At 45.8% G+C, this 19,926-nt stretch carries 18 protein-coding genes; 7 read left to right on the forward strand and 11 right to left on the reverse strand.

Going from position 1 to position 19,926, the window contains the following annotated elements; translation table 11 throughout:
- Positions 1 to 113 precede the first annotated feature (113 nt).
- The 3 genes from dcuC to ACWYVB_RS04465 all read left to right on the forward strand — a co-directional run bounded on the left by dcuC (position 114) and on the right by ACWYVB_RS04465 (position 4,187).
- A complete protein-coding gene (gene dcuC, locus ACWYVB_RS04455; RefSeq protein WP_317410476.1) occupies positions 114 to 1,481 on the forward strand; it encodes an anaerobic C4-dicarboxylate transporter DcuC in 1,368 nt (455 codons plus the stop codon).
- 226 nt (positions 1,482 to 1,707) lie between these two features.
- Positions 1,708 to 2,298, forward strand: coding sequence for a LemA family protein (locus tag ACWYVB_RS04460; protein ID WP_317410474.1), 591 nt, complete (start codon positions 1,708 to 1,710; stop codon positions 2,296 to 2,298).
- Positions 2,298 to 4,187: a M48 family metallopeptidase gene (locus tag ACWYVB_RS04465; protein WP_170901751.1), complete on the forward strand. Its 1,890-nt coding sequence runs from the start codon at positions 2,298 to 2,300 to the stop codon at positions 4,185 to 4,187. The genes ACWYVB_RS04460 and ACWYVB_RS04465 overlap by 1 nt, the downstream gene beginning before the upstream one ends.
- A gap of 68 nt (positions 4,188 to 4,255) precedes the next feature.
- On the opposite strand, the gene ACWYVB_RS04470 is transcribed toward ACWYVB_RS04465, so the two are convergent.
- The gene (locus ACWYVB_RS04470) at positions 4,256 to 4,612 is read right to left on the reverse strand and encodes a hypothetical protein (RefSeq protein ID WP_005398137.1); all 357 of its coding nucleotides are present in this window, start codon (positions 4,610 to 4,612) and stop codon (positions 4,256 to 4,258) included.
- A gap of 577 nt (positions 4,613 to 5,189) precedes the next feature.
- On the opposite strand from ACWYVB_RS04470, the gene ACWYVB_RS04475 reads away from it, so the two are divergent.
- The 4 genes from ACWYVB_RS04475 to ACWYVB_RS04490 all read left to right on the forward strand — a co-directional run bounded on the left by ACWYVB_RS04475 (position 5,190) and on the right by ACWYVB_RS04490 (position 9,268).
- Positions 5,190 to 6,422, forward strand: coding sequence for an L-lactate MFS transporter (locus tag ACWYVB_RS04475; protein ID WP_041853136.1), 1,233 nt, complete (start codon positions 5,190 to 5,192; stop codon positions 6,420 to 6,422).
- A 67-nt stretch (positions 6,423 to 6,489) separates the two neighbouring features.
- Positions 6,490 to 8,103, forward strand: a complete 1,614-nt coding sequence (locus tag ACWYVB_RS04480) for a VRR-NUC domain-containing protein (RefSeq protein WP_317410472.1) — start codon at positions 6,490 to 6,492, stop codon at positions 8,101 to 8,103.
- Positions 8,104 to 8,269: 166 nt separating this feature from the next.
- Complete coding sequence (locus ACWYVB_RS04485; RefSeq protein WP_256952547.1) at positions 8,270 to 8,917, forward strand: AcfA family outer membrane beta-barrel protein; 648 nt, start codon at positions 8,270 to 8,272, stop codon at positions 8,915 to 8,917.
- Between the two features lie 15 nt (positions 8,918 to 8,932).
- Complete coding sequence (locus tag ACWYVB_RS04490; RefSeq protein WP_074190591.1) at positions 8,933 to 9,268, forward strand: NirD/YgiW/YdeI family stress tolerance protein; 336 nt, start codon at positions 8,933 to 8,935, stop codon at positions 9,266 to 9,268.
- A gap of 76 nt (positions 9,269 to 9,344) precedes the next feature.
- Here the strand turns inward: ACWYVB_RS04490 and yegS are convergent, their stop codons facing one another.
- The 10 genes from yegS to ACWYVB_RS04540 form a co-directional block, all read right to left on the reverse strand.
- The gene (yegS, locus tag ACWYVB_RS04495; RefSeq protein ID WP_048624961.1) at positions 9,345 to 10,247 is read right to left on the reverse strand and encodes a lipid kinase YegS; all 903 of its coding nucleotides are present in this window, start codon (positions 10,245 to 10,247) and stop codon (positions 9,345 to 9,347) included.
- 8 nt (positions 10,248 to 10,255) lie between these two features.
- A complete protein-coding gene (locus tag ACWYVB_RS04500; protein WP_264912288.1) occupies positions 10,256 to 11,161 on the reverse strand; it encodes a LysR family transcriptional regulator in 906 nt (301 codons plus the stop codon).
- A gap of 173 nt (positions 11,162 to 11,334) precedes the next feature.
- On the reverse strand, positions 11,335 to 11,760 hold the full coding sequence (locus ACWYVB_RS04505) for a bifunctional diaminohydroxyphosphoribosylaminopyrimidine deaminase/5-amino-6-(5-phosphoribosylamino)uracil reductase RibD (RefSeq protein WP_005498583.1): 426 nt from the start codon (positions 11,758 to 11,760) through the stop codon (positions 11,335 to 11,337).
- 49 nt (positions 11,761 to 11,809) lie between these two features.
- The gene (locus tag ACWYVB_RS04510; RefSeq protein ID WP_317387997.1) at positions 11,810 to 13,126 is read right to left on the reverse strand and encodes a BatD family protein; all 1,317 of its coding nucleotides are present in this window, start codon (positions 13,124 to 13,126) and stop codon (positions 11,810 to 11,812) included.
- Complete coding sequence (locus ACWYVB_RS04515; RefSeq protein WP_317410467.1) at positions 13,123 to 14,853, reverse strand: vWA domain-containing protein; 1,731 nt, start codon at positions 14,851 to 14,853, stop codon at positions 13,123 to 13,125. Before ACWYVB_RS04515 ends, ACWYVB_RS04510 begins: the two co-directional genes overlap by 4 nt.
- Positions 14,846 to 15,916 carry a vWA domain-containing protein gene (locus ACWYVB_RS04520; protein WP_317410466.1) on the reverse strand — a complete coding sequence of 357 codons (1,071 nt, stop codon included), beginning with the start codon at positions 15,914 to 15,916 and terminating at the stop codon, positions 14,846 to 14,848. Before ACWYVB_RS04520 ends, ACWYVB_RS04515 begins: the two co-directional genes overlap by 8 nt.
- Positions 15,909 to 16,487: a DUF4381 domain-containing protein gene (locus ACWYVB_RS04525; RefSeq protein WP_317410465.1), complete on the reverse strand. Its 579-nt coding sequence runs from the start codon at positions 16,485 to 16,487 to the stop codon at positions 15,909 to 15,911. Before ACWYVB_RS04525 ends, ACWYVB_RS04520 begins: the two co-directional genes overlap by 8 nt.
- Positions 16,488 to 17,450 carry a DUF58 domain-containing protein gene (locus ACWYVB_RS04530; RefSeq protein WP_317410463.1) on the reverse strand — a complete coding sequence of 321 codons (963 nt, stop codon included), beginning with the start codon at positions 17,448 to 17,450 and terminating at the stop codon, positions 16,488 to 16,490.
- A 12-nt stretch (positions 17,451 to 17,462) separates the two neighbouring features.
- The gene (locus tag ACWYVB_RS04535) at positions 17,463 to 18,446 is read right to left on the reverse strand and encodes an AAA family ATPase (protein ID WP_005396657.1); all 984 of its coding nucleotides are present in this window, start codon (positions 18,444 to 18,446) and stop codon (positions 17,463 to 17,465) included.
- Positions 18,447 to 18,531: 85 nt separating this feature from the next.
- Positions 18,532 to 19,833, reverse strand: a complete 1,302-nt coding sequence (locus tag ACWYVB_RS04540; protein WP_258646294.1) for an anaerobic sulfatase maturase — start codon at positions 19,831 to 19,833, stop codon at positions 18,532 to 18,534.
- Positions 19,834 to 19,926: the final 93 nt, after the last annotated feature.

Below are 19,926 nucleotides of genomic sequence, written 5' to 3' on the forward strand. Positions count from 1 at the left end.
CTCAGATCATGCAAGCCCCATATTTGTCTCGTGCCACAGTTAAGAATTCTGTAAATTCCTTGTCATAAACTGAAACAGTTTCTTTCTTTTTTTCATAACATTCGGAGATCCCTATGTTAGAGCTCTTAATTGGCTTAGTTGTCACCATTGCTGTAGGTTACTTTATCGTCAAAGGCTATAAAGCAGCGGGCGTGTTACTGACGGCTGGTATTGCTTTACTTCTTATGACTGGCGTATTGGGGCATGACGTGCTGCCCTCAAAAATCACCTCAACCGGTAACATGGTGACAGACGCGCTAGAATACGTGAAATACATGCTACAATACCGCGGCGGCGGCCTTGGTATGCAAATCATGTTGCTATGTGGCTTCGCTTCCTATATGACTCACATCGGCGCGAATAACGTTGTAGTTAAACAGTTCTCTAAACCGCTTTCTGTTATCAAGTCTCCTTATGTCCTTTTGGTAGCGGCTTACATTGTGGCGTGTTTGATGTCTCTTGCGGTAAGTTCTGCAACTGGCCTTGGCGTACTATTAATGGCGACATTGTTCCCAATGATGGTCGCAATGGGGATCTCTCGTCCAGCAGCGGTTGCAGTTTGTGCCTCTCCTGCGGCAATCATTCTTTCTCCAACCTCTGGTGATGTGGTGATCGCCGCCGAAAAATCTGGCTTGGCGCTTGATGTGTTTGCGGTACAAACAGTGTTGCCTGTTTCTATCTGCGCAATCATCGTGATGGCTGCCGCGGCTTTCTTCTGGAACAAATACTTAGATAAGAAAGAAAATACGCCAATGGAAAAAATTGACGTATCAGAGATCAAAGCCGATGCACCAGCGTTTTATGCGGCACTGCCATTTCTACCTATCATCGGCGTGTTCCTATTCAACGGTCGTACCATTCCAGGACTTAGCCTAGACATTTACACTATTGTGGTCGGTTCGATTTTCCTTGGCGCTCTGATCCATTACGTTGTAAATAAGTTTGATGGTAAGAAATCACTGGAAGATTTAGATTCTTGTTACGCTGGCATGGCTGACGCGTTCAAAGGCGTTGTGATGCTTTTGGTTGCAGCGGGGGTTTTTGCGCAAGGTCTAATGTCTATCGGCGCTATCGATAACCTACTTCACCTTGCAGACAGTGCAGGAGCAGGCGGTGTTGCTTTAATGCTTATCCTTACTGCATTGACAGTTGCAGCAGCGATTGCAACGGGGTCTGGTAACGCACCTTTCTATGCATTTGTGGAGTTGGCACCATCTTTGGCTGCGAAAATGGGACTAAACCCAGCGTTCCTAATTATCCCGATGCTTCAAGCATCAAACCTAGGTCGTACTATCTCACCAGTGTCTGGCGTAATCGTTGCGACATCCGGTATGGCGAACATCAGCCCGTTTGAGGTTGTAAAACGAACATCTGTTCCGGTTCTTGCCGGTCTTATCACAGTTATAATTGGTACTATGGTGCTTGTTCCAATGAGTGCCTAACGGCATCGCCAATATCGCTTATCGACAAGGCCCGGCTTCTAGCTGGGCCTTTTTCTTTCATCTCTCCAGTGCCATTATTCTTTCTGTATTGCTTTGTAAATGCATTTTAATTGTTACTCAACTCGTGACATATTTCTCGGTTATTACATCGCTTCTTCAGAAGCATTTGCTTAATATCTCAACAGTTTATATAAGAACTGAATACATTAAGAAAATGGGATTTATTATGACTGCATTTATTGTCTTTATCGTTATTGTCCTGCTCGTTGTGGTGTACGCCGTCAGTATCTACAACAAGCTCGTTACTCTACAAAACCGTTTCAAAAACAGCTTCGCTCAAATAGAGGTTCAATTAAAACGTCGATACGATTTGATTCCGAACTTAGTTAATACTGCAAAAGGCTATATGGAACACGAAAAAGAAACATTTGAACGTGTCATCCAAGCTCGTAATCAAGCAATTGCTGGCCTGAAAGCAGCCAGTGACGCACCTGGTAGTGATACGGCAATTAGCCAACTAAACCAAGCAGAAGGCATGCTGCAAAGTGCGTTGGGCAAACTTAATGTTGTAGTGGAAGCCTACCCTGAGCTTAAAGCGAATGAAACCATGAGTCAGCTTCAAGAAGAATTAACCAGCACTGAGAACAAAGTTGCGTTTGCTCGCCAAGCATTTAATGATGCGGTAACCAGCTACAACACATACAAACAAACGTTCCCGCCAGTGTTGTTTTCCAACGCATTCGGATTCCAAGATGGCAAACTGTTAGAGTTTTCTGACAGTGCTGAAATACAAGCGGCCCCGAAGGTTGAGTTCTAATGGATTTCTTTGACCATCAAGATACCGCGCGTCAACGCACTGGGCTTTTGGTGTTCCTGTTTTCCTTAGCAGTTGTCACCATCACTGGTTTGGTAAGCGTATTATCGATTGGTATCTATTACGGAGTAACAGGCGAACACTTTGATCAAGAAACCGCACTTACCTACGTCTTGTTGTGCTTTGCCGGTGTATTGCTGGTTGTTGCGATAAGTTCAACGGTTCGCTTATCCGCCCTCACCTCCAATGGAGGCCGAGGTGTTGCTGAGAGCATAGGCGGCAAGCTGATTTCCTCAAACACCTTAGATGCAAAACATAGACAACTGCTCAACGTTGTGGAAGAGATGGCAATTGCATCTGGTATTCCGGTTCCTCCCGTCTATGTGATGCAGGAAGAGCGCGGTATCAATGCTTTCGCAGCAGGCATGAGCATTGATGATGCCGTCATCGGCGTCACACAAGGCGCACTGGATAGCTTCACGCGAGATGAACTACAAGGTGTCATTGCTCATGAATTCAGCCATATCTTAAACGGAGATATGCGTTTAAATACACGTCTTATCGGCGTACTGTTTGGCATCACTTGCATTGCACATTTTGGACACTTGGTCTTAGATAACACTCATCATACGAGCCGCGTATCAAGAAGTTCTTCCGATTCCGATAAAGGCTTTGCGGTTATCATGCTGATTGCGATTATCTGTTTGGTTCTGGGCTGGATTGGCACCTTGTTTGGCTCGATGATCAAAGCTGCAATCTCTCGTCAACGTGAATTTCTCGCTGATGCCAGTGCCGTTCAATTTACTCGAAACGATCAAGGCATTGCTGGTGCACTCAAGAAAATTGGTAGCCATATGGCGGGTTCTTCATTGAATACAAAAGCAAGCGATGAGATGAGCCATATGATGTTTGGTCAAAGCAAACTCTCCGGCTTTTCTGGCCTATTTGCTACTCACCCTCCACTAGAAGAACGGATTCGCCGAATTGAACCTGGTTGGGATGGAAGTTTTTCTCAAAGTTCGCATCGTCCAACGACAAGCTTTGAGAATGATAACGTTAGTGGATTCTCATCAGGGACGTCGACACAACCTGAGAAACCAACCACCGCAGAACTCAGCGAAGTAGGTCAACAACTACTTAACCAACTTCCTTCCGAACTTGTCGACATCGCTCGTGAACCATACAGTGCGCGCTTTATTGCTTTTGCCTTGATATTTGATGGCAGTGAACTCCAGCGAGAGATGATAAAAAGTCATATCCCAAATGTGTCTCAAGCACAATTATTACCATGGCTGGATTATGATTTGCCTCTTCATCTACGCTTTCCATTACTCGAACTCTCCATTCCTGCCTTGAAATCGCTAAGTGAGGGTCAGAAAAACAGACTGTGCCAGGTGCTACGTGAACTCTCTCAAACTGATGACCACTACTCACTCGCAGAATGGTGTGTCATCAACTTATTGGAGAAGCAACTACTCGAATCGTATGGATGTACAAAACAGATCCAATCTTTAAAGCAATTAAAAGAGAGTGTGTTTTGGCTACTGCGCGAATTGGCTTGGGTTAGTCACTCTCAACCGGAAGACGCTCAACGTGCATTTAGCAGCGCCCTAACCTGTTTGGGCTTTAATGATGCAGAGTTACAACCCGCAAATAAGAACTGGGGCCTAAATCGCGCCGCTTTAGAGCTCCTACTGCAGCTCAAACCGAAAAGTCGTCGCTTGTTCGTAAAAGCGTGTCGATTAGCGATTGAATCGGATGGAAAGGTTACCGTTGCGGAAGGAGAACTCTATAGAGTAATCGCCTGCTTCTTAGAAGTTCCAGAGCCGCCACTAACAGTATCAGTCAATACTGGACAAACCCTACCGAGCCAAACACAACAAGCTAACTGACTTAGCTTTAAACAAAAGCGCCAGCAAAAGTGCTGGCGTTTTTTCATTATGTGTTCTTATTTGACGATTTACGCTGACTTAAATCGATCAGGGATCTTAGTAATACTCTCTCGATAACTAAACCATAAGTAGGTCACGGCGAGAGAGAAGAATAAATACGAAAGTGCGAATACGATTGGAGACGTAATTAATTCAGCCGACATTCCCCACATCACACCAACAACCGTTATCGTCAACTTAGAAAGCATGCCGCAAATTAGTAAGAATAAAGCAAGCTGTGGAAAGCGCGAGCTACGGAATGCAAAGAAATAACAGCTCCCTACCGCTAGAGAAGCAATAGATAGACCCAACATAAATGAATGGATGTGGTCTGCAGATGCGACACCAGCAGATACCGAAGCCATGAGTAATAGGAACAGTTTCATAAGTCACCTCACAACAAGTCTAAAAAAGCATCCCTTCATAAATGAAATCTCATTTTTCGCTATATTCTGCTCCTATAATCTGCAATTACAAGTGACTTTTTTGTTCACTTAGTGCACAAAAAACCTAATCAGCTCTAGTTATTACAAAAGGTTAACAATTTAAATTTAAGAAACCCTTTACATCCAATACTTACGGCGATAAGACGATATTTCAGTCATTTTTGTTACAGAGAGTTAACACGGTAACATTTTGAAATTTTTTATATGAAATGTGAGCTGTGCACCCAACTGCGCACTGAATTCTCTGTTTTGACTAGTTCCTCATTCCTTACAACAAAAATCATCACTTTTTGATAACACTCCAACCACATACAAAACCATGAATTCACATCCGCTTTTAATGTTTCAAATTATTTTATCAGTAACGGCAAAAAGAGATTCCAATCACATATTTATTGGTTATAATCCGCGCTCATTGCGTTAATCGTTGAAAAACGCAAACTAATTTTGAGAAAAAACATCTTTAAACCAACCCTCTTTGCGGCATTGCCAACAAGAGGAAAAACTGAGAATGAAAATGAGCAAGATTGATAAAGCTATGCGCATCCTGTTAGCAGGGTTCTGTATCAACCTTTGTCTTGGCATCCTGTATGCTTGGAGTGTATTCAACAAGGCACTGGTAACTGAATCAGGCTGGAGTGCTGCAGAAGCTTCTGCACCTTATGCAACTGCAACCATCACTTTCTCTATCTGTCTTCTTGTTGCAGGTATTCTTCAAGACCGCATGGGTCCGCGTATGATCCTTATCCTAGGTACTGTTCTTACAGGTCTAGGCATGATCGCATCTGGCTTTGTTGACACTCCACTCATGCTGAACATTACCTTCGGTGTGATCACAGGTGCAGGTATCGGCTTTGGCTACGCATGCCTATCACCTTCTGCAATGAAATGGTTCCACGCTTCGAAGAAAGGCATGGTTAACGGCATTATTGCGGCTGGTTTCGGTCTAGCGGCTATCTACCTAGCACCAGTAACATCATCATTGATCGACAGCATGGGCATTCAAACGAGCTTTATGGTTCTTGGTGTTGGTATCCTAGCGATTGCGGTTCCTCTTGCAGCAACCATCAACAACCCACCAGCAGACTACACACCTGCTGAGCCGAAAGTAAAAGAAGGTCAAGCACCTAAAGCGGTTCAAAAGTCAGATGACCTAACTTGGAAAGCAATGCTGAAGACGCCACAGTTCTACTCTCTATGGATCATGTACGCATTCGCAGCTTCTGTTGGTCTAATGATCATCGGCAACATCACGACAATCGCAAGCGTTCAAGCAAACTTACCAAACGCCGTTTACCTAGCGTCTATTCTTGCTGTATTTAACTCAGGCGGCCGTGTTGCTGCGGGTATGCTTGCAGATAAAATCGGCGGTGTTCGTACGCTTCTACTTGCGTTCGTCCTACAAGGCGTAAACATGGTGCTGTTCGCAACGTTCGACTCTGAGTTCACTCTGATCATTGGTACTGCGATCGCAGCGGTAGGTTACGGTACACTTCTAGCGGTATTCCCTACTCTAACGGCCGAGTTCTACGGTTTGAAAAACTACGGAACTAACTACGGCGTGCTTTACACTGCATGGGGTATCGGTGGTGCAATCGGCGCAGCAGTTGTTGGCTTCTCTATGACGAACGGCGAAGGCTACACCTTGGCTTACACTATTTCTTCAGCAATGATGGCAGTATGTATCGTACTTGCGTTCATCACTAAGCCACTGTCTGAAGCGAAGGTAGCGCAGCTAAAAAACGCATAATTGCGAATTGATTTGATAGCGAAAAGGCTTAACCTATGGGTTAAGCCTTTTTTGTTACAGGTCGTTTATGGAAAGCCCTATCGAACTTGCACCAGACTACTATCTAGAAAACTTCTTTAAGCTGACTCACCACGCAGTAACCTGGTACAGCGATTTACTGGTCGAGGATGAACACGCTTGGCTTTGCTCGTTTGATTCCTTGAGCAAACACGCCCAATGCCTGTTGGTGCGTTTATACAGCCGAAAAGGGTGTTGGTTTCGAAGTGATAAGCTGAGTTATCAAGAAATACCTTCTATCAATGAAGCACTGGCAGAATTGAGTCAACATGAGTTTGTGGCCCTTTCCCCAACACTCTCTCATCAAGAGTTAGCGTCTAGCTTACTGACGAAACCGGAGATCTCTGCACTTTACCCAGAGCTACCGAAGTCATTAAAGAAAGATGTCCTTGTGGAGAGTTTAAGCAACACGGAATTTGATCGTTTTGAGCAGCTTGAGTTTACGATCATCAAACTCAATTCCGCCCACATGATCGATGTTTTACTCACCCTATTTTTTGCCAACACCCATCAAGACTTAAGTCAGTTTGTGCTTGATGACTTAGGTCTACATCAGTTCGAGCAATACCAATTGAGTAAAGTGCGCCGTTTCTTTGATTCACGTGAGCAAATAGACCGCTTAATTGAGCTGAGCCAACTGAGCAACCTGTACTGGCAATTTGATCGAAAAGACAAAGCCAATCTCGACTTATTAATTAAGGCAATGCCTCAGCCCGTTAATCACCATTACGTAGATCGTAAACGTGAGCACATGTTGAATGACATAGCACGTGATTACGAACGGCTTAATGATCTAGAGACCGCCCTATCTCTATTTAGCCAAACTCAGCTCGCTCCGAGCCGAGAACGACGTGCACGTATCTATGACAAACTAAACCAAGATGATTTATTTAGTGACATTGTCACAGAGATGCTACAGTCGCCAATTGATGTGTCTGAGCTCGAAGTCGCACAAAAACTTGAGCAACGGTTGAAGCGAAAACAAGGCGCGAAAGTACCAAGAGTAGCGAAGCCACTCTGCTCCGAATACCATATTGAACTGGATTTATCTCAACAACGAGTCGAGCTTGCCAGCAAAGCGTATTTTGAGTCCTTAGGCTGGAATGTGTTTTACACTGAAAATGCATTGCTCAACTCGCTACTGGGACTCACATTCTGGGATGCGATTTTTGCTCCTATTGAAGGGGCATTCATTAACGCTTATCAACACCGTCCTTTAGATTTATATCACTCGGATTTTGTTACCAAGCGCCAAGTTTTGATAGACACCGCTTTTGCCGAACTAGAAGCGGGCAACACCCAGACGTTATTGACAAAATACGATGAGAAGTTTGGCATCAGTAATCCATTTGTACATTGGAATTTAATAAGTAAAGAGCTACTCGAAACAGCGCTCAACACTATCCCAACCAATATGCTGATGGCGCTGTTCAAAATACAATTGAGCGACCTTAAGCTTTACCGTAATGGGATGCCGGATCTCATTGCTTTTAAAGAAAACGAGTTCGAGTGGATTGAAGTGAAAGGCCCTGGCGATAAACTCCAGGATAACCAATGGCGTTGGATCAAAGAGTTTACTCGCCTTAATGTCCCGTTTGCGGTGTGTTACGTCGCCGCAACTTAACTTACTCTATATAAAGAGCTTGGTGTTTGTCCACTCAAACCGCCCCTCAGTTATCGCCCCTTGCTCTTTTTTCTAAACATTTTTTTCGTTTCTTCACGATCGCTTCACGCTTCTTCACACAAAATGCGCTTCTACTCACTAAGTTGATTTGAAGAGGCGAAATAAAATGAACAAAACACTTCTTGCGTTACTTGTTACCTGCTCAGTTTCGGTATCTGCGGCTCCTTATGTAGGTCTGGAATATGGACTAGGCACCACTGACCATGATTTGGAACCTCACTTTTCAACTGACAACGTAACACTCAACCCTGAGCTTGAAGACGGTATTTTCTCAGGTTTTGTCGGTTACGCGTTCAATGACAACTGGGCGCTAGAGTTGGGCTACAGCCAATTTGACCTTGATGATAATCGTTCAAAGAACCTTGGTATCAAACAAATTGATGGCAAAGATTACCATCATGAAATGGATTGGGATGCGTCAATCAAAGCCAAGCAAGTGTCGTTGGCACCTGTGTTTAACTATACATTAAATGATAAATGGACAACAAAATTCAAAGCGGGTCTAACGTACACGCAATACGACACCAAAGTTTCGAAACATCAAGAATATGAGCTTGTCGCGAATGACGATGTGGAAATGAACAACACGCTTTTCCACAACACAGAGAAAAACAACGAGCTAGGCGCAATGTTCTCAGTGGGTGCGGAATACAGAATTTTCCCGCAGCTCACCATAGGTGCAAACGCAAAATATCAACTAGACAGCTACGCAAACACAGCATCCTTTAACGTAGGCACAACTTACTACTTTTAATTTAAGGAAACGATAATGAAAAAAATGATTTTGGCATCCATGTTTGCCCTACTTTCAAGCTCGGCTTTCGCTGCTTTTAATGGCCCAGAAGTCAGCGTAATCAACACAGTGAAAGATGCGCAAAACGCAACCGAAGACAGCGCCGTAATGCTCACTGGGCACATTGTTCAATCTCTTGGTAACGAGACTTACTTGTTCAAAGATGAGACTGGTGAAATCGAAGTGGAAATCGACAATGAAGATTGGATGGGGCTAGACGTTGGTCCAAACGATAAAGTGACGATTCGAGGCGAAGTTGACTCAGAGTGGACAACAACGCAGATCGACGTAGAGACCATTCAAAAGCTTTAATTCGCCTGACACCTCAACACAAACAACACAGCCACATATTGGAGGCTGTGTTGTTTATGAGCCGGAAACTACTCGTTTAGCTGGTCAAGCAAGGACAATCTTGCGGCAAGACTAATCGTATACTCTTAGGCTGAACATCAAACCGTATTGTTCTCGAATGATATGGCTCACCATCTAAATTAAGCGGTAGTGGATTTGGGAAGTCTATCTCCAACCAGCTTGCTCTTGTGTGTTTTACAAACTCACCTTTCTCGCTAGGATTATTGATCTCTTCGATAACTTTTGGCAGCTCATGAGGTAAGAATGGGCGCACCAATGTTAGATCCATCAAGCCATCATTAATCATCGCTTTCGATGCTAACTCTTGCCCACCTCCAGCTAAACGACCATTGCAGAAAGCGCCAAGCAACATTTCTCCCTGATAAGCCCCGCCTTCAATTGTTATTGTTCCGTCATAAGGTTTAAAGCCGAGCGCTTTTACAACACCAGTTAGTGTATAAGCGCCGCCACCAAGAAAGTTTTTCAGTTCAACAGGCGTTTCTGCCGTAACTTCTGCGCCAAACCCTGCTGTTGCCACGTTAATAAAGTAGCGATCGTTAGCCTTGACACAATCGACCAAAGCAGACTGCCCTTCTACGGCGAGAGATAAAGACGCCTTGATAGAAGCTGGCACTTGAATCGCGGTGGCAAAATCATTTGCGGTACCAAGAGGGATAATGGCTAACTCAGGGCGTTTTTCTTCTTCAATTTGGATAATCGCAGAAGCCGCCTCATTGACGGTCCCATCGCCACCAGCGACAACAATACGTTCAATCCCTTCATCAACCGCTTCTTTCACCAAGCGCGGCATGTCTTGAGATTCCCAAGTCACTCGCACTTGCACATCGACGCCCTTGTCTCTCATTTTCATGATTGCATCTCTTAACTCTGGGTTCCCAGCTTTTTTGCCGTTAAGGATGGCACGTATTGTTTTCTTCATTGCACTTCCTATTGGTTGATGGTTTTCCCTGCTTGTTTAATCTGTGATCGCAACCACTGATGGGCACTGTCGTTTGTCCGACTAGGATGCCATATTGTGCAGAGCTCATAGGTTTGTTCATCAAATGGCATAGATAAAGATTTAACATGATAGGTGTGGTTGAACAAGTTGATCATCGACTCGGGCATTAAACCAATATATTCACTACCGCATATAACAGGTAGCATTTCCAATACGCCAGAAGCTCGATACTTTACCTTTCTTTTGTCCAAGTCGACAATATCATCGGCGTTTAACAAGCTCTTACGACTCTGCCACTGCGAAACCACCACATGTTCTTCTTCAAAAAATTGTTCAGCCGTAATCTCGTCCTTTAAGCGTGGGTGCTCCTCGCTAGACACCACCACCAAGCGCTCAGTAAGCACAGTTTCAACTTTTAAAACCGTTCGTGCTCTTGGCGCGATATCAATGATCAAGTCGTAACGTTGCAAACGTAGATCGCTTTCAAAATCTTCCGTAAAGAGTGGATGAACCTCTAAAGCAATATGTGGTGCTAACTCACGGATCTGTTTCATGACTTGAGGGAGCAACTCAAAACTTGCAACAGAGACACAAGCAATGGAAAACACTCGATTCGACACTTTAGGGTCAAATTCGCTAGAAGCCGCCAGAGTTGAAGTAAAGTTTTGCACCGAAGTAAGCAGCGCAGGGTAAATATCCATAGCAAAAGAGGTAGGTTCTACCCCCTTGGTACAGCGATGAAATAAAGGTTCATCATAAATATCACGAAGGCGTGCCAACGCTTTGCTGACTGCGGGCTGCGTGATACTGAGACGTGCTGCCGCTTTAGATAAATTCCCCTCTTCATAGATGGCAATAAAGATAGGGATGAGATTAAGATCGGTCGGTTTCATGCTATTAAATTTTTCGAAAATCACTTTTTCTATTTTAATCTAACAGCATGATAGTTAACGCAGCCAAGTACAAGAAATGGGCGGTACGACCTGTTTTAATGAGTTTTAACTCAATTTTGACGTACTCCATTCACCGCATAAGTGGGCTGCTAGTGAGCAGGCCAAAGCTTACATTAAGATTTGCCTAAATATGGGGTAAGAAACTCGCTGACTTCCTCGCCGCATAAACCAATTTCTACCTCAATACCGGCTTGTTTTAGAATCTCGATACCTCGACCACTGTTGCGCGGATCTGGATCCAACATGGCTACGACGACTTTGCCAATACCGGATTTTACTAATGTCACCGCGCAAGCTGGCGTACGACCTACAAACGAACACGGTTCGAGCGTAACGTATGCCGTCACCGATTCTAACGAGCCTTGATATGCATTCAGCGCTTCTACTTCCGCGTGATTGCCACCAATAGCTTGAGTATGACCTTCTGAAACGATTTGATTGTCTTTCACTAACACGCAGCCAACCGGCGGGTTGGGTTGACATTCAGGAAGCGCATTTTTGGACACTTCCAATGCGCGGCGCATAAACTCTTGGCTCATTTGAAATCTATTCTCTAATAAAAACGAGGCGCTATATTAGCGCCCCGCTTTATTCATTGCCATCTCTTCCAATGACTTTGTCCAGTTCTGGTAACGCTCGCGGTATACGGAATTTAAAGCGTTGTTGTTTGGTCTGGATCTTGCGCCACATCGACTTCATTAAATGAGCGCTATTTTCGCCATTTTGCATTCGCGACGCACTTTTTTGCCACGATTTACTCGTATCGGCTTTGGTCATTTCCAGCTCTGCCGTATTTAAACGCAATTGTTTGTACAATACGGCCCTTGCTTCAGACCAGCGTTTAGCCTTTAACAAACGGTGGAACGTCAACCATGCTGGTGTCGGTCTGTTGCGGTAGTAACGTTTAATGGCTACCAATGAAATAATCACAAAACCCAGCAATACAAGCGTGGATACAATCCATGCAAAGTACGTTTTGATGAAGGATTTCAACGTGTGCTTCGCAACAAATGTTTTGCCCTCTAACACCACCGTTTCCACTTGTTGAGTCTTACTGTTCCACCAACGGAACTCATAATCTGGCAGAGTTAATTCACCACCTTGTTGAATCACGTACACGCTCTCTTCTGTGCGTGTTGACTGGTAATCACCACGTGTTTGCGTATCTGTAAGACGGTGCGGTTGAGGATACGCTTGGTAACGGGTTGTTGATTCTCCTTTCAACAAGTCTGGTAGCAACACAGATAGCGAATCATGAGCCAAAATGGTGATTTTACGCGTGATTGCATCCCCAACTTTAAGTGACTCAGTGGAGGTTTCCCACTCTTGTTTTACGTCTACGTGCGTTGCAGAAAACCAAGGAGTGTCACCGCTCAACAATCCCGATGGCAAGACAGTTTTGAACTTAATCGGCTGCGTGTAAAGGGTGCCTGACACCTTCTCGCCGTCCGGCGCTGACACCTGAACGCCCACTGCGACAGGTGGAATCACAAAATCACCAGATGCTTGCGGATACAAAGTCACTTCCCAGCGTTGACGCGACCAAGTTTGTCCGCCCTTGTGCTCCGTGAAGTTAGTGGCTAACTGATTACGCTGTTTGGCGATAACATTGGGCATTTCAATACTGCCAATTCGCGTCCCCCCCGTAAACCAGCGCGGCGTTGCCACTTCGATGGTTAAAATGACTTGCTCATTGACACTAAAACTTGGCGTTTTACGCTTTTCTCCAGCCGTTGGTTGTTGACCAACCCACGCTTGCAACTCAACACCATGATTGCGTTGAAGATCGTAAATGTCCTGAGCGAAAACGTGACGACTTACGAACAGACTCAAACAAACCACTAACCATGCCACTATCCTTGCAGGAAGTGCAAAAGAGGTAACGCGATGGGCATTCATCATCATTGGGCAGCCTCCTCTGTATTGTGTTCCGTTGTCGTAGTCGAGCTACCCGTTGTTGGCGAGCGTAATTGAATTTGGAATTTAGCGCGTAAGAAATACTTCGGATCCGCTTCGACTCGCTTTAGCCACTTGTCGGCTAACTCTTGGCTGCCTAATATGTCGTCTGCGCTTAACGTCTCTTTAATCATCAACTCTGCTGACGTTTGTTCATCCGCTCCTTCTGCGGTTTGAGGGTTATCGCCTAGCTCGGTTGACGCCTCTTGCTCTGTTCCGGCTTGACTTTCACTCATCTGATTTATCTCATCGACGATGCCAGCAATCACTTTCAAGTTGTGCTCAACATCAGGTCTTAACGAATCGCTCAACGTTGGCTTACTGGCTAGGGATTTTAACAAGTCACGAGCAGCCAAATATTCTCGCTGACGCGCCAATGCGCTCGCCGCATTGTAAAGACCGTAATCTCTAAGCTCTTCGGACGGGTCGTTTTGCATTTCCAAAAACGCACTGTGCGCGAGCTCAAACTCGCTAGCGTAGTAGTACGCCGTGCCTTTGCGTAATGGATCGACAAAGTGTTTTGCAGCTTCTAAATACGCTTGTTGGTTGAACAAACGCTGTCCTTGTTGGTCTGGCGTCAGCCACAAATCCCACCACCATTGCGCCACCTTGTCGAAGGTCGTCACTTTTTGCACAACTTGTGGCTGCTCGGCTTTCACAGAAATGTTCTCCGCCATTGCACTGGTCGGCATCAACAGTGTACCGCTCACCATTACGATCACGCACCACTGCACTAACCACCCTTTTCTAAACCACAGCATCATGACCAACGCGATTGGGAACAGCAGTTGATAACCCATGTCTTTCCAAGGCATTGAAGATTCGCCATTAAGCTGCATATTGCGCTCAACGTATCGATTCAGTTGTTCGATGTCACTGTTATCGACCGTCACTTCCACCAATCGACCATTGGTCTGGCTGGCCAGTTTTTGCAGAGAATCCAAATCCATCGGGTTGTTACTCACGATGTCTGTATTCCCCGCAGCAAGAATTAACAGTTGATAAGGTTTGCCTGAAAAATACGCTTGGTATTGCTTAATCGTGGCCGGGTTCACGCCGTCGCTCACCAACAAAACGGTGGAGCCTGGTTGACCTTGCAATTGTTGATCAATTAACGGCAAGGCTTTTTCAGCAAGCTTACCTTGCACGGGCATGATTTCTGGCGTAATGGCCGCCAAGAATGGGTCAAACACTTTGCTGTCTTGAGTCACAGGCATCGCCACATGAGCACTGCCCGCAAACACGACTAAACCCGTTTTTCCGCCTTTTCGCGCAACTAACAAATCGCGTATTTTCTGTTTGGAACGCTCAAGGCGGCTTGGTGGGAGATCTTTTTGCAGCATCGAATCGCTGTTATCAAACACCACAAGCAGAGAGGCTTTATCTTCACCAAAGGGAGAAGATTCACGTTGCCACGTTGGGCCTGCACAAATCACAATGGCGATTAGCACAATCAGCATCAAGAGCTTAAGCGGCAGTTGCTTGCGCCAACCTCGCTCGCCTATCGTCAAAGCATTGCGTAAATGTTCGGGCAGAATATCCTTCCAGCTTGGTTTGCTTTCTTCTCGCCAGCGCAACCACACCAAGAAAAACATAGGGATCAAAGCCAATAACCACAGCGGTCGGATAAAATGAAACTGCGTAAAGAATTGCGTCCAACTAAGAGAATCAAACATCGCTCTCTCCTAATGATGATCGTGTTGCAGCCCTTCTTTTGAGTGTCGCGACGCTGAACGCGAGTAAATGCATGATGACCACTAACGCCATCAAGTAATGGTGAAGACTTTGTTTTGGGCGGTATGTGGTGCTTTCGTAAAGTTGAGGTTCCAGTTTGCCAATCTCGTCGTAGGCAGCCGACAGTTCATCACGGTTGAGTGCTTCAAACGCTTCACCGCCGGATTCTTTTGCAATGCGATGAATCGTGTCCATATCCAACGCGGTTTCACCTATCGTTTCCGGATCGCCCATCGCAATCACGTGCACTCGCACGCCTTTGGCTTTCGCAACTTTCGCCGCATCAATCGGTTCGACAAAGCTGCCCGTGTCGTTACCATCGGTTAATACAATCGCGACTTTTTCACGGTTTTGATCTTGTTCTAAAGCACTACGCGACTTATCGCTTTGCTCAAAAACTTTAATCGCTAAGCCAATTGCATCACCAAGATGGGTACTCTGCCCTGCCATCGCCACATCGGTTTGGTTAAGCAGTTCGAGCCACACTTTTTGGTCTGCGGTAAATGGCGTTTGCACAAAAGCGGCATCACCAAAAAGAACCAAGCCTAATCGGTCACCTTTACGAGACTGAACAAACTCCGTCAGCACTTCTTTTGCCGCATCAAGGCGAGAAATTTTTTCACCTGTACGAGACGTGAAATCAGGCTCAGCCATGGAACCCGAAAGATCCACCACCACCATAACATCGCGCCCTAAACTCTCGCGAACTTGAGGCTCGCCTAACACGGTGGGTTTTGCCATCGCACACACCACCAAAAGCCATGAGAGAATTAACGTTGCTCGTTGCCACCAGCTTGGGGTTAACTGGCTTGCACCTTCTGACGGCGTCTCGCCAATCGCTTCCACCAACTGACTAAAAAACGGCACTTTGATCGCCATTTGCTTAGTGCGATATGCAGGCACCAAGTAGTACACCACCAATGGCAGCGGCAAAATCAGAAACCACATTGGGTGAGCAAATTCAAAACCAGACAAACCAGTTAGCGATACAAGAAGATCATTCATGTTGACCTCCCTGATTTGCTTTGCGTTTCAATAATGGAGATTTCTTTGCCGCGCTTTTTTTAGCATCACAACGGTGCTCACTCACCCAGTTTTTCGCACGAGCAATAAGCGTTACTCGCTCTTCGTTGGTTAGCATAATGCTTGGGTCAACAATACTTTGTAGCCAGCGCTTTGAAAGCTCATCGTTAAAGACCACTTGCGAGTTTGCTTGAGAATCTCCGGTTTGCGGATATAGCGCATCGAGCTTTCGCAAAAAGGCGGTATCAAACAATTTCGCGTTACGGCTATCAACATGAATCAACACAATTTTAAGCACAGAGAACAATGCTTTAGGCATGCCTTTGTCGCTCGGTTTGATTTGCGAAATCGTCAACAGAGCTTCTTGTCGGTAGCGGTTACACCACCACTGTTGAGCCAAACAATACGCAACATACACTAATGCAATGAGCGCAACCGCCGCTAAAATTTTCCAGCCAATAGTTTGCGGATACCAACTCACGCTTGGTGGCACGGCCACATCATGTAACTCTCTGAGTATGTAGGTACTCGGAGGCGTAGGAAGACCACTCATTTAACGCCCTCCTACCAGTTTTTGAAATTGTTTAATGTGCTCGCCAGTCGTATCGAGTTCAATGTGCGGAAGGTGTTTCATCGCCATAAGTTGAGAGAGTGATTGACGCTGTAAGCTGGTTCGAGCCTCAAGCTTTGCGCTCGCGGCTTCTACCTTTGCTTTGCTGTCTAAATTGAGTTGATACTGCCCATCACCAACCACCCATTTCGATTTTGCCAAATCGTCTGGTAGCGCTTGTTCTAATGGGTCACTGACCATCACTGCGAGAACATCGTTGTGCTGTTGTAGCTGTTTAAGGTGGTCAAGATGGTGCTCCTCGCAGTCGCTCCAGTCGCTGATAAAAATCAATGTGGATTGTTTGATCTTCATGCGTTTAATGAGCTCAATCCATTGACTGAACGTCACTTTTTCGGAATTGCGGGAGTCCACATTGAGCGATTGATTGGCTTTAGCGAGACGCTTAAGTTGAGCCAGAAGATCGTTTTGCGAACGCTGCGCCTTGCTGTGAAACAACGCCTGTTGGGATGCAATGACAAAACCAATTCGGTCGCCATCTTTTAACACACGCCACCCGCACATGGCCGCGATTTCTGCCGCGACAACCGATTTCATGACTTGTGTCGAAGCAAAAAACATTGCGCTGCGCTGGTCGACACACACGATCACGTTGCGATCTTTTTCTTCGGTGTAACTGCGCACGTGCGGTTTGCCTGTGCGCATCGTGACTTTCCAATCTAGGTTACGAATGTCGTCACCCAATTGATAATGGCGCAGCTCTTCGAAGTTCAATCCACGACCACGAAACAGCGAATTGTGGCGGCCTGAGAGTACGCTGCCCGCTTTTAGGTGAGGAAGTAAACTGAATGATTCTGCTTGTGCTTGCAGACGTACTAAGCGAGCGTAATCGCAGTACAAACGGGGATCCATCCCCTGTGATTTTGGCGCAAGAGTTGGCTTAGCCATAATGCCTCCCGCTTACCCAATTTCTACACAATCTAGCAGCTCTTGCACGACGCGTTGGTGATCGACTCCGTCTGCTAGTGCATCGTAGGTCAAAGAAAAACGGTGGCCCAGTACAGACGGAACCATGGCTCGCACATCATCAGGAGTGACATGGTCACGTCCTTGCATCCACGCATACGCACGAGCGCATTTGTCTAGTGCGATGGAAGCACGAGGACTAGAGCCAATCTCAATCCATTTTGCTAAGTTTGAATCTGCATAACGCTCTGGCTTACGAGTCGCCATCACCAACGCGACAATGTAGTTCTCCACTAGGTCTGATACCACGATGTTTGGTAACTGACGGCGCGCTTCTAGCACCACGTCTGGCTCGATGTGTTTTGGCGTAATAATTTCGCTGCTGGTTTCCGCACCTAATTCTTCACTGCGCACCAAACGAATGATGTCACGTTCAGCTTCATCTTCTGGGTAATCGACGGTAACCTTCATGATAAAACGGTCCATTTGCGCTTCTGGCAGCGGGTACGTGCCCTCTTGTTCTACTGGGTTTTGAGTTGCAAGCACCATAAATAAGTCTGGCAATACGTGAGTTTTATCGCCTACCGTGATTGTGCCTTCGGCCATGGCTTCAAGTAGTGCTGCTTGTACTTTGGCTGGCGCACGGTTGACCTCATCGGCAAGCACTATGCTGTTAAAAATTGGCCCTGGTTGAAAATGGAGCTGCGGCTTGCCATCCAACTCTTGATAAACCTCGGTTCCCGTCACGTCCGATGGCAAAAGGTCCGGCGTAAACTGGATTCGACCAAAACTGGTGTTTAACAAGTTGGCCAACGATTTTACAGAACGTGTTTTTGCCGTTCCCGGTAAACCTTCTAGAAGAATATGCCCATTTGTTAATAACCCGATGACTAAAGCTCGAACCACGTGGCTTTGTCCAATGACGCTTTTTTCTGTTTGTTCGATGAGTTCTTTTATCGCTTGTTGTGCGTGGTTCATAGGATACCTTTTCAATGGTTTAAGCCGTCTTTTCGATAGTTAAGTATAAGAACAAATGAAATAACTTAAGGTTATATTCACTATGTTATCTTTGCGGTTCTTGAGATTGGAGAAGCTGTGCAAGACCAACCAACATCGGTAACGCGTAATCAAAGAACATTTTGATTCCCGAACACAGATAGTTTAGTCCAGGCTCGCCATTCGGCGTTTTGATCAGACGGTTTTTCGGACACTCGCCCCAGCAATAAGGCAAGTAGGGACACTGCTTACAATACGTCGGCAAAGATTCGCGTTTTGCCATGCCAAAGGTGTATTGTCGTGTAGAGAAGGCCATGTCATTCAATGAGTGTTCATGAATGTTGGCGAGTTTGTATTCTGGGTACACATAGTGGTCGCAACTGAACACATCGCCATTGTGCTCAATCGCCAAGCCTTTGCCACAAAACTCAGCCGTCACGCAAAGCTGAGACGGTTTCCCCATTACTTGCGCTACCGCGGTTTCAAACAGGTTAACCAGTACACGGCCAAGATCGTTATTCACCCACTCTTCAAAGGTCGCCATTAAAAAGCGTCCCCAGTCTTCAGGATCAACCGACCAATCCGTCACAACAGACATTGGATGACCCGGTTTCGCCAGATCACAGCCTTTGGTTGGAATCATCTGTTCGTTCCAAAACTGCGGCGCGGTTGTTTGGAAGTCGTTCGCTTCAACCACCGGTGCAAACTGAATGTATGTCACACCCAATTCTTGGGTTAAAAATCGATACACTTCGAGCGGGTATTTCGCATTGTGACGATTCACCGTGACCAACGCGTTGAATTTCACGCCATGCGCTTTGAGCTTATCTACCGCTTTCATCACCAGATCAAACGTCGGCTTACCGCTGCGGGTTTTGCGATATTTGTCGTGCAGCTCTCGTGGCCCATCAATCGACAAGCCAACTAGGAAGTTGTGCTCTTTTAAAAACGCGCACCACTCATCGTTTAGCAAAATGCCGTTGGTCTGAAGGTCGTTTTCAATGCGAACGCCTTTCGGCTGATGTTTCTTTTGCAGAGCTACAACATTGCGGAAATAGTCCAACCCAAGTAGCGTTGGCTCACCGCCCTGCCATGAGAAAACAATTTCTTCGCCATCCTGACTTTCGATGTAGCTTTTCACGAACGCTTCCAATGTTGCGTCGTCCATTTTTGGCTGCTTTTCTTGGTGCAGTAGATTTTCTTTATGCAGATAAAAGCAGTACTGACAATCGATATTGCATTTTGCTCCGCCTGGCTTTGCCATCACATGGAATCGACGATCGTACGCACCCGAAACCGGTGCTTTAGACGCCGTTTTAAGAGGAACAATAGGCATGGTAGTAGAATGGCGAGGGGAAATTTTACTCATACGTTTCTCACTATTTAATATACCCAAATAACCTCGTAATCACATTTCAGCAGGAATTGAAGCTATTTGGGTATATAGCGCTCCGAAAAGCGC

Source organism: Vibrio sp. JZG10, from assembly GCF_054064075.1.

Coding starts and splice junctions, on each gene's coding strand:
- dcuC (WP_317410476.1), top strand. CDS start 114: ATGTTAGAGCTCTTAATTGGCTTAGTTGTCACCATTGCTGTAGGTTAC.
- ACWYVB_RS04460 (WP_317410474.1), top strand. CDS start 1,708: ATGACTGCATTTATTGTCTTTATCGTTATTGTCCTGCTCGTTGTGGTG.
- ACWYVB_RS04465 (WP_170901751.1), top strand. CDS start 2,298: ATGGATTTCTTTGACCATCAAGATACCGCGCGTCAACGCACTGGGCTT.
- ACWYVB_RS04470 (WP_005398137.1), bottom strand. CDS start 4,612: ATGAAACTGTTCCTATTACTCATGGCTTCGGTATCTGCTGGTGTCGCA.
- ACWYVB_RS04475 (WP_041853136.1), top strand. CDS start 5,190: ATGAGCAAGATTGATAAAGCTATGCGCATCCTGTTAGCAGGGTTCTGT.
- ACWYVB_RS04480 (WP_317410472.1), top strand. CDS start 6,490: ATGGAAAGCCCTATCGAACTTGCACCAGACTACTATCTAGAAAACTTC.
- ACWYVB_RS04485 (WP_256952547.1), top strand. CDS start 8,270: ATGAACAAAACACTTCTTGCGTTACTTGTTACCTGCTCAGTTTCGGTA.
- ACWYVB_RS04490 (WP_074190591.1), top strand. CDS start 8,933: ATGAAAAAAATGATTTTGGCATCCATGTTTGCCCTACTTTCAAGCTCG.
- yegS (WP_048624961.1), bottom strand. CDS start 10,247: ATGAAGAAAACAATACGTGCCATCCTTAACGGCAAAAAAGCTGGGAAC.
- ACWYVB_RS04500 (WP_264912288.1), bottom strand. CDS start 11,161: ATGAAACCGACCGATCTTAATCTCATCCCTATCTTTATTGCCATCTAT.
- ACWYVB_RS04505 (WP_005498583.1), bottom strand. CDS start 11,760: ATGAGCCAAGAGTTTATGCGCCGCGCATTGGAAGTGTCCAAAAATGCG.
- ACWYVB_RS04510 (WP_317387997.1), bottom strand. CDS start 13,126: ATGATGATGAATGCCCATCGCGTTACCTCTTTTGCACTTCCTGCAAGG.
- ACWYVB_RS04515 (WP_317410467.1), bottom strand. CDS start 14,853: ATGTTTGATTCTCTTAGTTGGACGCAATTCTTTACGCAGTTTCATTTT.
- ACWYVB_RS04520 (WP_317410466.1), bottom strand. CDS start 15,916: ATGAATGATCTTCTTGTATCGCTAACTGGTTTGTCTGGTTTTGAATTT.
- ACWYVB_RS04525 (WP_317410465.1), bottom strand. CDS start 16,487: ATGAGTGGTCTTCCTACGCCTCCGAGTACCTACATACTCAGAGAGTTA.
- ACWYVB_RS04530 (WP_317410463.1), bottom strand. CDS start 17,450: ATGGCTAAGCCAACTCTTGCGCCAAAATCACAGGGGATGGATCCCCGT.
- ACWYVB_RS04535 (WP_005396657.1), bottom strand. CDS start 18,446: ATGAACCACGCACAACAAGCGATAAAAGAACTCATCGAACAAACAGAA.
- ACWYVB_RS04540 (WP_258646294.1), bottom strand. CDS start 19,833: ATGAGTAAAATTTCCCCTCGCCATTCTACTACCATGCCTATTGTTCCT.